A 12,133-nucleotide genomic window follows, 5' to 3' on the forward strand; every position below is an offset into this window, starting at 1 on the left:
GTGGCGAGCTGCGTTTCCAGCAGCGTCAGCCGGTCATGCAGGTACTGGTCGCAATCGGTGGCCACGGCCAGCGGCAATTCGCTGGCCTGCTTGAGGCTGGCGAATTTCGCGGGCGGCACCAGGTAGTCCTCGAAGTCCTTGAACTGGCGCGAGCCTTGCACCCAGATGTCGCCGGAGCGCAGCGCGTTCTTCAGCTCCGACAGCGCGCACAGTTCGTAGTAGCGCCGGTCGATGCCGGTGTCGGTCATCACCAGCTTCTGCCAGCGCGGCTTGATGAACTCGGTCGGCGCGTCGGTGGGCACCTTGCGGGCGTTGTCGCTGTTCATGCTGCGCAGCACCTCGATGGCGTCGAGTACGTCCTTGGCGGCGGGCGCGGCCCGCAACTTGAGCACGTCGAGAAATTCCGGCGCGTAGCGGCGCAGCGTGGCGTAGCTCTCGCCGATGCGGTGCAGGAAATCGAAGTCCTCGGGTTGCGCGAGCCGCTGCGCTTCGGTGACGCTCTCGGCGAAAGCATCCCAGGACATGACGGCCTCGATGGCGGCGAACGGATCGCGGCCCGCTTGCTTGGCCTCGATCAGCGCCTGGCCGATGCGCCCGAACAGCCGCACCTTGGCATTGATCGCCTTGCCGGATGCCTGGAACTGCTGCTGATGCTTGTTCTTGGCGGCATTGAACAGCTTGCCCAGGATGCGGTCATGCAGGTCGATGATTTCGTCGGTGACGGTGGCCATGCCCTCGATGGCGAGCGCCACCAGGGTCGCGTAACGCCGCTGCGGCTCGAACTTCGCCAGGTCGGCGGGCGTCATCTGGCCGCCCTCGCGGGCGATCTTGAGCAGCCGGTTCTGGTGAACCAGCCGCTCGATGCCGGAGGGCAGGTCGAGCGCCTGCCACGCCTTGAGGCGTTCGATGTGTTCCAGCATGTGCCGCGAGTTCGGTTTGACCGGGGATTGCCGCAGCCAGGCCAGCCACGTCGTCTTGCCGTTGTCGCGGCGCTTGAGCAGATCGTCGAGGCGACGGCGATGCACGTCCGTCAGCGGCTCAGCCAAGGCGTCGTAGAGACGCCGGTTGGCGCGGGTAATCGCTTCGGCGCTCGCCCGCTCGACGGCGTTGAGGGCGGGCACAATGACCGACTGCCGCCGCAGGTGCTCGATCAAGGCTCTGGCCAGCACGATGCCCTTGTCGGTTTGCATGGCCAGCTCGGTCAGCAACTGGACAGCCTGCCGGTAGTGGCCAATCGTGAACGGCTGGAAGCCGAACACCGTTTGCAGCTCGACCAGGTGCTCGCGTCGGGTCTGCTCACGCTGCCCGTACTCGTCCCAGCTTTCGATGCCGACCTTGAGCTGGTTGGCGACCAGTCTCAGCAATGGCGGGAACGGTGGCTCATCAGCGCCAAGGATGACGCCGGGAAAGCGCAGGTAGCAGAGCTGCACCGCGAAGCCCAGCCGATTGGCCGGGCCGCGCCGCTGCCGGATGATGGAGAGGTCGCTTTCGCTGAACGTGTAGTGACGGATCAACTCATCCTTGGTGTCCGGCAACGCCAGCAGGCTTTCGCGCTCGGCGGCGGAGAGGATCGAACGGCGGGGCATGCGGTTTCCTTCTTCTTGAAATTCTATTCTTGATTGCATATCATCTCAACGAGTTTCGATAAGAAAGGATGCGCATGCGACCGTCTGTTGTGCTTGACATGAAGCGAAGCGCAGTGCGTGAAGCGGTAGGCCGCTTTCGCGCCGCGAACCCGCGCGTCTTCGGCTCGGTGCTGCATGGCACCGACCGGGATGGCAGCGACCTCGACCTGTTGGTCGATGCGCTGCCCGGTGCCACGTTGTTGGACTTGGGCGATTTGGAAGAAGAACTGAAATCGCTGCTCGGCGTTGACGTCGATCTGCTGACTCCCGGCGACCTGCCGCCGAAGTTCCGGGCCAAGGTGCTCGCGGAGGCGCAACCGATATGAGCGAGAACCGCCTGCCCGATTACCTCGACCACATTCAGCAGGCCGCAACCGATGCGCGCAGCTTCGTGGAAGGGATGGCCAAGGACGACTTCTTGGCCGACAAGCGCACCCAGCAGGCCGTCATCATGAGCCTGATCGTCATCGGCGAGGCGGCCACAAAGGTGATGGATGGCTACGTCGAGTTCACCCAGGCGCATGCCGACGTGCCGTGGCGCAGCATGCGCAATATGCGTAATCGCATGGCTCACGGCTATTTCGACATCAACCTCGATGTGGTGTGGGAGACGGTACAGGAATGGCTGCCGGCGTTGCTCCAGCAATTGCCCGCCGTGCGTCAGGATGCCGACGATGAAGACCGTAACGACAACTGTGAAAGAGGGATCTCCGATGACTGTTGAATCGAGAATATTTTCTGTAGCCGAGTATGTTCAGCCGTCCGAAGGCGAGCCTATTCGTTCCGTTGTGCTTGAAACCCGAGACTCAATTATCGTGGTTTGGCATGTCCATCCCGGGCAGGAAATTGCGGCTCACATTCATCCTCACGGCCAAGACACGTGGACTGTTTTGTCGGGAATGGCTGATTACTTTCAGGGCAATGGGATTGTTCGTGCCCTCAGGGAAGGTGAGATAGCCGTGGCAAGACCGGGCCAAGTGCACGGGGCGCGAAATACAGGTACCGAGCCATTTGTGTTAGTCTCGGTTGTGGCATCAGCCAATGCCGGTTTCGTATTGGCTGAGCGATAGAGCCCAATCTCTGGAGTTGGTCCAATGAGCGGTCGGGGAGATAGGTAACAGACATGCAGCGGACACGGCTGCTAAACCAGGTCGCAAACCTCCTTGCGTCGCAGCGTGCCGCAAGCGACGCGATCAATCGAATGGGGTCGGCATGAGACTGAACACCATCCAGTTCCCGACCGCGTAGCCGCCTGTCCTGCCGATCAGGTCTTGACCATCGACGCCTGGGATCAGTCCTGAATGTTCTTGGAGACCACTACGTTATGAGCCGCAGCCGCCGCAAAACACCCATCGTCGGGCACACGACCTGCGGCAGCGAGCGCGAGGACAAGAAGCTCTGGCATCAGCGCTGGCGCACCCGTGAGCGCACGGCGCTGACCAGCGCGTCGCCCGAAGCCCTGAGCGCCCATCTGCCCCTGCTGGAAAACCAGGCCAGCAGCGTCTGGTCGATGGGCAAGGATGGCCGCTCCTACTGGCCCGTCAAGCGCCAGGCCGCCACGGCGGATCGCATCGCCAATCACAAGGGACGCAACCCGCAAGAACGCGCCTCCCTGAAAAAGCGCCTGCTTACACTGTGATTCCTTCAAAATATCTCAACGAAATTTCCCGACACCTGTTTAAGCTATCTTGCTGATATTTCTGTTTTTCGATTTTTGCCGGCGCGATGCCGGCGACGTTGGCCAGCTGCCCCGGGCGCGATACTGAGATCAGTTTCTTTGAACAAAAAAACCGCCTTTTGGCGGTCAGTATTCAGTAGCGGGGTTAGAGGGCCAGTCGTGTAAAAAACCACGTTAGCCGACTATTTATTTGAATAACATAATATTTTAACTGATATGCCAGCGTTCATCCTGACTTATCTGAACAGGGCTCCGCCTGTAAAATGTGAAAGATAGAAAGGTAATTATTTATAATAAAATTAAATAATTTCAATTTTCTCTTCAGAATATACACTGACAGTGTGAAAAAACCCCCGTTATCACGGGGATTTTCCTGTAGATAATACGTTACCTGACTTGCTTAGAAGGCGCAAAGCGCAGTATCAAAATACCGGCCAGAGCGGCCAGTATGGACCCTGCCAGAACCCCCACCTTGACCTCATCAACGAGCAGAGGGCTGCCTGTAAAGGCCAGATTGCCGATAAACAGGCTCATGGTAAAACCAATCCCACACAGTACCGAGACACCATAAACCTGTAACCAGGTACTTTTCTCTGGTCGTTTCGCCAGGCCCAGGCTGACGGCCAGTAGCGACAGGCCAAAGATACCTGCCTGTTTACCCAAAAACAGGCCCAGCGCCACGCCTACCGGAACCGGCGACAACAGGTCATTCATCGTCATGCCCGACAACGCGACGCCCGCATTGGCGAAGCCAAACAGCGGCAGTATCATAAACGTGACCCAGGGGTTGATGGCATGCTCAAGCCTGTCCAGAGGCACTTCATCAGCCGCATTCCTGGTTCGCAGCGGGATAAAGAACGCCAGCAGGATACCCGCGACGGTGGCATGCACGCCTGACTGAAGCATGAAAAACCACAGTACTCCCCCCGTCAGCAGATAGGGCAGCAGGCGCGTCACGCCGGCACGGTTCAGGCTAAACAGCAGAGCAACCATTGCCGCTGCACCACCCAGCATCAGAAGCGAAATGTTGCTGGTATAGAAGAGCGCGATGATAGCCACCGCCCCCATGTCATCCAGAATAGCCAGCGCCGACAGGAAAATTTTTAGCGAGACTGGCACACGACTGCCCAGTAAGGCGAGTACACCGAGCGCAAAAGCAATATCCGTGGCCGCCGGGATGGCCCAGCCGGAAAGGGTTTCGTCATGACCGGCATTAAACCCCACGTAAATCAGGGCAGGTACGGCCAGACCACCCAGTGCGGCAAAGCCCGGCAACGCACGCTGGCTCCAGGTGGCTAACTGGCCGGTGACAAGCTCACGCTTGATTTCCAGCCCGACCATCATAAAGAATACGGCCATCAGGGCATCGTTTATCCAGTGCTCAACGGACAGGCCTGCTGTTTTGTATTTCAGGAGTGTTTCATAACCTTCCCTGAGGGGCGAATTGGCCACGATGATAGCGGCTGCCGAAGCAATAATAAGCACAATACCGCCCGCTACAGGTGAACTGAAAAAATTAGAAACGGGCTTGATAACTTTTCTGGTTAATCCGATTGGGTTTTCTGTCACTTAATCTCCCCCTGAGATGTTGACTTACGAATTGTGAATCAGGCAACCCAGAGACTGTGCACTCCAAAAATGCAATGCACAGCCTGATTGACTGATGTAAGAAATTTAGATAATTAAATTAATAAGTTAAATTCGGTCGGTCTGTGGTTACATTTTATCATGCACCGTCAGGTAAATGGCCGCCTTCAGGTAAATTATCGTAAAGCGAAGCCTTGGCGGGGCTAGGGTGCGTTTCCATTCTGAGAAATTTGCTCAGTCTGTTTCCAGAACATGGCTGAAATTTACTATCCGCCGCGTGTCAGTAAATAGTATCTGTCAGTAAGAGCTGGCAACGTAAACTGACACGGGTAGTGATGGAAAATGATTACACAGGACACCGTTTGCAGACAGATGCTGCTCTGAGCCGCATTATCCTGAAAAGCCTGAACAGCAGCTGATGGATAATTATCCGTCCATGCCGGTGACGAATGGCTGTCAGAAAAGACATACCACAGGTCAAAATGGCGCATTTCGTTAACACTGAGGCCAGAAGTTTTGGGCTGGATATATTTATTGCTTGCCGGATGCTGTGAGATCTTTTACGCGGCGGCCATTCCGCGGACCGACGGGTTCACCCGGTTATGGCCGGGGTCGGTTCCGGCTGAGGGCGAAATGACACCCTAAGCGTTAGCTCTGTGTCGTTGCACGATGTCAGCGACGGTATTCTTGCTGATACCGAGCTCGCGTGCGATCCAGCGATAGCTGCGTCCCTCGGCCCTCATCGCAACCACCTTAGGCAAAAGTCGGTCTGATTTTGGTCGCACTCCGGCCTGACGACCAAGCCTCTTACCACGTGCCTTCGCAACAGCAAGGCCTGACTTGACCCGCTCGCTGATGAGATCCCGCTCAAACTCCGCAATGCCGGAAAGAAACGTCGCCAGCATTCGTCCATACGGCGACGAAAGATCGAACGCCATTCCATTCATGGCTATCACGGAAACCTTCCAGTTCTCCAGTTCACGTAGCGTATTGAGCAGATCGAGCGTCGAGCGCCCCCACCGGGAAAGCTCAGTGACCAGGATTGCATCAATTTGTCTGGACTGGGCAAGCGCCAGGACTTTCTTTCGCTCGGCCCGGTCGAGTTTAGTTCCTGAACCTGTTTCCTTAAATATTCCCACCACGTCGTAGCCGGCACGGCCGGCGAAGGCTCGCAGATCAAATTCCTGGCGTTCACAAGACTGATCCGCTGTTGAAACCCGGCAGTAAATGGCGGCACGATGTCCCAATTGAACCCTCCTGGATTTTTGTATCGGAACGCCCTGATTTATATGGGCTGGCTGTTGTCCAAAACAGACTATACTTCAAAAGGGACGAATTTGTATGTCACGACGCCATATTTTCACCGAACGGCAGCGAGCAGCGCTGTTCGATCTGCCCACGGACGAACTGTCGCTACTGAAGTTCTACACGCTGGGCGATGATGACCTGGAAAACATTAGGCAGCGCCGCAGACCGGAAAACAGGATTGGCTTTGCCCTGCAACTTTGTGCCTTACGATATCCGGGCCGTGCACTGGCTCCTGGTGAGATGATCCCGCGTGAAGTCCTTTCCTTCGTCGGTGCTCAGCTTGGAGTTCCGGCTGATGCGCTTCTCACTTATGCCACACGGCGCCAAACCCGTCAGCAGCACATGGACACGCTGCGCGAAATTTACGGCTACAAGACCTTCACGGGCCGTGGTGCCCGTGATCTGCGGGAGTGGACTTTCGGCCAGGCCGAAGATGCCAGATCAAACGAGGATCTTGCTCATCGTTTTATTGTGCGGTGTCGGGAAACTTCCACCATTCTGCCCGCAGTATCGACAATCGAGCGCTTGTGCGCGGATGCTCTGGTCGCCGCTGAGCGGCGGATTGAAACGCGGATTGCGGAAAATTTAACAGCGGATGTTCGCGATCACCTGGACAAACTTCTGAGTGAAATGCTCGCCGGCAATATCAGTCGTTTCATCTGGCTTCGCAACTTCGAGGTTGGTAACAACTCGGCTGCTGCTAACCGTTTGCTCGACAGGCTCGAATTTCTGCGTACCCTGAATATCAATCATAGTGCTTTGGCCAGCATACCTGCCCATCGCATTGCCCGGCTGCGTCGGCAGGGTGAACGCTACTTCACCGACGGTTTGCGTGACATCACTTCGGACCGCCGCTGGGCGATCCTTGCCGTCTGTGTTGTGGAGTGGGAAGCGGCGATTGCTGATGCCATAGTCGAAACCCATGACAGGATCGTAGGAAAAACCTGGCGGGAAGCGAAGCGCCAGCATGACGAAACAATTTCCGGCTCTAAAGCCACACTCACGGATACGATCCGTACCTTCACCGCGCTGGGAGCTTCGTTGCTTGAGGCCCGCAGTGACGGAACCCCGCTGGAGATGGCTGTCGCCAGTTCGGTTGCATGGGACCGGCTCGCTCAACTGGTAGCGACAGGGACTCAACTCAGCAACACGCTAGCCGATGAGCCTCTTGCATATGTCGGGCAGGGATACCATCGCTTTCGTCGTTATGCGCCCCGCATGTTGCGCTGTCTGAAGCTCGAAGCCGCGCCGGTCGCCGGACCATTGGTAGCAGCAGCTTTGTCGATCGGAGAGATGAAAGGTGTTGCATCGCCAGAAAGGCGTTTCCTGCGGCCCAGCTCCAAATGGAACCGTCATTTACGAGCTCAGGAAAAAGGAGATACCCGTCTTTGGGAAGTGGCGGTACTCTTTCACCTCCGGGATGCTTTTCGTTCCGGAGATGTCTGGCTCGCTCATTCGCGCCGCTATGGTGACCTCAAGCAGGTACTGGTGCCGATGATCGCGGCGCAGGAAAATGCAAAACTGGCCGTGCCTTCCAACCCACAGGATTGGCTGGCAGACAGAAAGGCGCGACTCACGATCGCTCTTAAGCGGCTGGCCCGGGCTGCCCGTAACGGCACTATTCCGCACGGTAGCATAGAAGATGGAACGTTGCGGATCGACAGGTTGACAGCAGACGTGCCGGATGGTGCCGAGGCACTCATACTGGATCTGTATCGCCGAATGCCGTCCGTTCGGATTACCGACATGCTGCTTGAAGTTGATGCAGCCCTTGGTTTCACAGATGCGTTTACCCATCTGAGAACCGGGGCTCCATGTCGCGACCGGATCGGTCTGCTCAACGTCCTGCTCGCTGAAGGGCTCAATCTGGGCCTGCGTAAGATGGCGGAAGCTACAAACACGCATGATTACTGGCAGCTCTCACGCCTTGCCCGCTGGCATGTTGAAAGCGAAGCCATGAACCAGGCATTGGCAATTGTGGTGGCCGCGCAGGGTAAACTGCCGATGTCACGCGTCTGGGGGATGGGCACGTCAGCATCGAGCGATGGTCAGTTTTTCCCGACAGCGCGGCATGGCGAAGTCATGAACATGGTCAATGCCAAATATGGTTCTGTTCCCGGCCTCAAAGCGTATACTCACGTAAGCGACCAGTTCGCGCCATTCGCTTGTCAGTCGATCCCGGCGACCGTGAGCGAGGCACCGTATATTCTCGATGGACTACTGATGAACGAGGTCGGTCGCCATGTTCGCGAACAGTATGCCGATACAGCAGGATTCACCGACCATTTGTTCGGAGCCAGTAGCCTGCTCGGCTACAATCTCGTTCTGCGAATCAGGGATCTGCCATCGAAGCGGTTGTACGTATTTAATCCCGATACGACCCCCAGGGAGTTACGCAAGTTGGTAGGTGGAAAAGCCCGGGAGGATCTTATCGTTGCGAACTGGCCTGATATTTTCCGTTGTGCCGCGACGATGACCGCTGGCAAAATCAGGCCCAGCCAACTCCTGCGCAAGCTCGCTTCTTACCCACGACAAAACAACCTTGCAGTTGCGCTTCGTGAAGTTGGTCGTATTGAACGGACCCTTTTCATTATTGAGTGGATCCTGGATACGGACATGCAGCGGCGTGCTCAGATCGGTCTTAACAAGGGAGAGGCCCACCATGCGCTCAAAAATGCGCTCCGTATCGGGAGGCAGGGGGAAATTCGCGATCGCACGACAGAGGGGCAGCACTACCGAATCGCTGGGCTCAATTTATTGACTGCGGTGATCATTTACTGGAATACCGTCCATCTTGGTCATGCCGTCACGGAGCGGCGGAACGAAGGGTTGGATGTTCCCCCTGAATTTCTTCCCCACATATCCCCATTGGGCTGGGCGCACATTCTACTGACTGGCGAATATCTTTGGCCCAAGGAACCGAAAGCTTAGGGTGTCATTTCGCCCTCAGCCGGAACCGACCCCTTCATATGCAGAAACGAGAATGGGATCACAAACAAATTTCTTTAGTCCATTTCTTGCATACAAAACAATCAACATCCTGATTTTAAGGGACATATTAGAAAAAAGATGAGGATGATTAGGGTCAAAGGGACAAAGGGACAATGTTTAGAATTATGCTGACCGTTATCGCAGGATCGTTATTTTACGGACTCTCGGCCAGTCTGTGTTTTGCCGGGCTTTTTCGCATACACGCCCCCAGTGCCTGCACAGCCTTCTGTCTGACTTATAACCCAACAGCCGGCTATGTCATGCTGGTTACCGGTATGACACTGTTTATCGTATTTTTGCTCAGCCTTTTCCGGACAACAAAAGCCCCTATTTAACATAAAGGCTTCATTGTACGCACCGCTAAAACGCGCTCAGGGCGATTTCAGCGCGAAGCCGGTGAAAACCACAGCTTACCCGGCGAAAACCCCGCAAAACTTGCCTGATGAATTCTGATGGCATGAATGGCTATGCACCGGACTGCATGGCGGCCCGTTTCAGTGCGTTTACCACCTGAAACCGCCAAAAAGCGCCCTTTTGCGCGGGAAATCTCTCATTTTCTCCCTGGAATACTCACAACAATCATAATTACTAGTAATGTTTTCTGTGTGTACGACAACTCTGTAATGCCTGAGGAATTAATGACCGGTTCAAACAACAAGACACGCGATATCACTAGCAACCGCAAGTATCTGATCAAGAATGCACGCGGCCAGGCAGCCTATAAAGCACGTATGCGCGAGGCGGGTTATAAGCAAATTGCGGTATGGGTACGAGAAGATGTCAGAGAGGCAGGACGACAAGCCGGACTGGAATCTGACGCGCTGTTGTCAGGGGCTGCGCAGCATGATCCATTAGGCTGGATGGTCGGTTTTGCTGAGGGACTCAGGCAGCGAGAAAAAAAAGACAGCAACCCGCAGTAAGCCTGCAAGACAGCACGAATAACAGAGAACAGCCAGTACAAGGAAGTAACGCTTCGCGTACCGGATTCAGCATATTTTTCAGGGAGTGTCCCTGCTAAACTCCTTCATGTCGACGCATCAACCCCGGAGGCTCTGTAATGAGCAATACCACACACTACGAAAACGCCAACTTCTTGCGGGAACTGGCCGAAAGTCTGCCCCGCATACTGCCGGAAGGTGGCCCGGACAAGGCAGCACTGTTGCAGCGCCTGGCTAACGAAGAACTGGCACAGGCCGAGTATGAAGATCAGGTTCGCGCCAAAGTGACTGCAGCCCGCGCTGATACACGCCCGGGCATGACCACGGAACAACTCCGCCAGCGGCTGCATGGTCGCTATCAGGAACTGCGTGATGCCGTATGACGTGGAATGGAAGCAGGGAGCCATCGAGGACGTAACGGCACTGTTTGACTACATCGCGGAAAATTCATCTCTGTGGGATGCGCGGAACGTCACCGATCGCGTTCTTGCGGCCGCAGACAAGCTGGCAGACTTTCCGCGTCTCTACGAAGTGGACTCACGCTATAGCGAGGACGTTCGCCGGATAAGCCTGATGGGACAGCATGTCCTCTATGATGTGAATGACCCGGCGCAGAAAATCCGGGTTCTGGCCGTAGTCGGCCAGCGCCAGAATCCCCACTCCGTCCGCTGATAACGGGTGACGGGGGCGCAATTCATTGCGTGGCCGTCGCCGGTTGGACAAGCGCAGCGCGTCAGCGCTTCCCCCATTGCCACCACCGGCGCGGTGTCTCTGCTGTCTCCGTTTTGTGTTCCAGTAGTCTCATGGCCTGCATTTCCTGCCGCAGCCCGGCCACCTCTTCCCGCAGCGCTTTTATCTCCGCAATCAGCGCCTCTGATACCGTTTTTTCAGTCTCATCCGGCAGTCTCAACCCGTCCCGATCATGAGTCTCAATCAGTCTTAACTCACCGTACACCCGGATAAGCTCGCTGGTATCTACGACACGACCACCATCAGCCTCCGTCCGGTATGATACGCGGCCTTTAGCCATATCCCGATACAGGGAACTTCGGGCTTTTCCCGTCAGTTCCGTGGCCTGTCTCACCGTCACCCACGCCATTGTCTCACCCCGCTATTTTTGAGACAGTATACCCGACAGGCGCACACCATGCCCGGAAGGAAAGAAACATGACGAAACAGGAAAAAACCGCCCTCAACATGGCAAAATTCATCAGGGATCAGTCGCTGCTGTTGCTGGAAAAGCTGAACGAACTGGATATGGATACCGCGGCCGACATGTGCGAACGGCTGCACGAGGACGCGGAAACGCTCTGGCTGGCAATGCGGGACCAGCTCGGGGAGGAATAACAGCACCGACGCGGCCGGTGCTGTCTGCCGTCATTTCATCAGACGACGCAGGCAAAGAAGGGTACCACCGATCAGGATCGCCGCCGTGCCTCCCTGCCCGAAATGCAGGAACAACCAGTCACGGATCGCCGGGTTCCTCGCCAGAAACTGCACGAACCCGTAGAGCAGCAGAAACACCGGCAGCACGCGCCAGAACAATTTCAGCAGATGCGCGGCCAGCACACACAGCCCTCCGGCCATCGCCCCGACCATAAGCAGGGCCTCCCGGCCCACAACCGCAATCCGGTTTGTCATAAAACACCTCATAAATGAATGATTAACCTCAGACCATGACCATGAATTTGAAGCAGGCAAACAGCCGTTCCCGGTCCAGCTCTGCCGTTTTTCGGGCCTCGCCGGTCTGTGGGTTCACGATTTCATCCACCGCCAAAATTGCCCGTTGCACCCGGACGAGCGTCGGCCTGTCCGGGCAGATGTACCAGATTTCATCGATGCCGTTCGCCCGGCGGTTGAACAGATAGGGGTCGTCTCAGAAAACGGAATCTATGGTCACTCCCGTTTTTGCAACACCGATTTTGACGACAAGTTGGCTTGCTTGAATCTATCCGGCGTCTGAATGGGATTTTATTCCCGCGCCTCGATGAGTTCCGCGCCTGATG

General features: G+C 56.3%; 13 protein-coding genes and 2 pseudogenes. 9 read left to right on the top strand and 6 right to left on the bottom strand.

What is annotated here, in order from left to right:
* Window positions 1-1,586: pseudogene (locus tag ACHH0Z_RS24865) on the bottom strand (Tn3-like element ISPa38 family transposase); the annotation flags it as partial.
* A gap of 74 nt (window positions 1,587-1,660) precedes the next feature.
* Between ACHH0Z_RS24865 and ACHH0Z_RS24870 the strand changes: the two are divergent.
* The 4 genes from ACHH0Z_RS24870 (at window position 1,661) to ACHH0Z_RS24885 (ending at window position 3,264) form a co-directional block, all read left to right on the top strand.
* Window positions 1,661-1,951: a nucleotidyltransferase family protein gene (locus tag ACHH0Z_RS24870; protein WP_001247892.1), complete on the top strand. Its 291-nt coding sequence runs from the start codon at window positions 1,661-1,663 to the stop codon at window positions 1,949-1,951.
* A complete protein-coding gene (locus ACHH0Z_RS24875; RefSeq protein ID WP_001293886.1) occupies window positions 1,948-2,349 on the top strand; it encodes a DUF86 domain-containing protein in 402 nt (133 codons plus the stop codon). The genes ACHH0Z_RS24870 and ACHH0Z_RS24875 overlap by 4 nt, the downstream gene beginning before the upstream one ends.
* Window positions 2,339-2,695, top strand: coding sequence for a cupin domain-containing protein (locus ACHH0Z_RS24880; protein WP_000215515.1), 357 nt, complete (start codon window positions 2,339-2,341; stop codon window positions 2,693-2,695). Before ACHH0Z_RS24875 ends, ACHH0Z_RS24880 begins: the two co-directional genes overlap by 11 nt.
* A gap of 254 nt (window positions 2,696-2,949) precedes the next feature.
* Window positions 2,950-3,264 carry a hypothetical protein gene (locus tag ACHH0Z_RS24885; protein WP_000091613.1) on the top strand — a complete coding sequence of 105 codons (315 nt, stop codon included), beginning with the start codon at window positions 2,950-2,952 and terminating at the stop codon, window positions 3,262-3,264.
* A 426-nt stretch (window positions 3,265-3,690) separates the two neighbouring features.
* Here the strand turns inward: ACHH0Z_RS24885 and nhaA are convergent, their stop codons facing one another.
* Window positions 3,691-4,872, bottom strand: coding sequence for a Na+/H+ antiporter NhaA (nhaA, locus tag ACHH0Z_RS24890; RefSeq protein WP_004194048.1), 1,182 nt, complete (start codon window positions 4,870-4,872; stop codon window positions 3,691-3,693).
* Between the two features lie 659 nt (window positions 4,873-5,531).
* Window positions 5,532-6,137, bottom strand: a complete 606-nt coding sequence (locus ACHH0Z_RS24895; protein WP_000509966.1) for a recombinase family protein — start codon at window positions 6,135-6,137, stop codon at window positions 5,532-5,534.
* A 94-nt stretch (window positions 6,138-6,231) separates the two neighbouring features.
* Between ACHH0Z_RS24895 and ACHH0Z_RS24900 the strand changes: the two genes are divergently transcribed.
* From ACHH0Z_RS24900 to ACHH0Z_RS24915, 4 genes are all read left to right on the top strand, one after another.
* A complete protein-coding gene (locus tag ACHH0Z_RS24900; RefSeq protein ID WP_023307208.1) occupies window positions 6,232-9,129 on the top strand; it encodes a Tn3-like element Tn5403 family transposase in 2,898 nt (965 codons plus the stop codon).
* 527 nt (window positions 9,130-9,656) lie between these two features.
* Window positions 9,657-10,109: a hypothetical protein gene (locus tag ACHH0Z_RS24905; RefSeq protein ID WP_125125741.1), complete on the top strand. Its 453-nt coding sequence runs from the start codon at window positions 9,657-9,659 to the stop codon at window positions 10,107-10,109.
* Between the two features lie 137 nt (window positions 10,110-10,246).
* Complete coding sequence (locus ACHH0Z_RS24910; RefSeq protein ID WP_000072676.1) at window positions 10,247-10,510, top strand: hypothetical protein; 264 nt, start codon at window positions 10,247-10,249, stop codon at window positions 10,508-10,510.
* A complete protein-coding gene (locus ACHH0Z_RS24915) occupies window positions 10,500-10,799 on the top strand; it encodes a type II toxin-antitoxin system RelE/ParE family toxin (RefSeq protein ID WP_045409610.1) in 300 nt (99 codons plus the stop codon). Before ACHH0Z_RS24910 ends, ACHH0Z_RS24915 begins: the two co-directional genes overlap by 11 nt.
* Before the next feature lie 61 nt (window positions 10,800-10,860).
* Here ACHH0Z_RS24915 and ACHH0Z_RS24920 read toward each other — a convergent pair whose 3' ends face one another.
* Complete coding sequence (locus ACHH0Z_RS24920; protein ID WP_021243019.1) at window positions 10,861-11,226, bottom strand: hypothetical protein; 366 nt, start codon at window positions 11,224-11,226, stop codon at window positions 10,861-10,863.
* Between the two features lie 68 nt (window positions 11,227-11,294).
* Between ACHH0Z_RS24920 and ACHH0Z_RS24925 the strand changes: the two genes are divergently transcribed.
* Window positions 11,295-11,474, top strand: a complete 180-nt coding sequence (locus ACHH0Z_RS24925) for a Rop family plasmid primer RNA-binding protein (protein WP_021243020.1) — start codon at window positions 11,295-11,297, stop codon at window positions 11,472-11,474.
* A 30-nt stretch (window positions 11,475-11,504) separates the two neighbouring features.
* On the opposite strand, the gene ACHH0Z_RS24930 is transcribed toward ACHH0Z_RS24925, so the two are convergent.
* Together ACHH0Z_RS24930 and ACHH0Z_RS24935 are read right to left on the bottom strand one after the other, a co-directional pair.
* Window positions 11,505-11,768, bottom strand: a complete 264-nt coding sequence (locus tag ACHH0Z_RS24930; protein WP_021243021.1) for a hypothetical protein — start codon at window positions 11,766-11,768, stop codon at window positions 11,505-11,507.
* Between the two features lie 28 nt (window positions 11,769-11,796).
* Window positions 11,797-11,994: pseudogene (locus ACHH0Z_RS24935) on the bottom strand (hypothetical protein); the annotation flags it as partial.
* Window positions 11,995-12,133: the final 139 nt, after the last annotated feature.

The organism is Enterobacter cloacae complex sp. 2024EL-00227 (genome assembly GCF_043945315.1).
Lineage (GTDB): Bacteria > Pseudomonadota > Gammaproteobacteria > Enterobacterales > Enterobacteriaceae > Enterobacter > Enterobacter roggenkampii.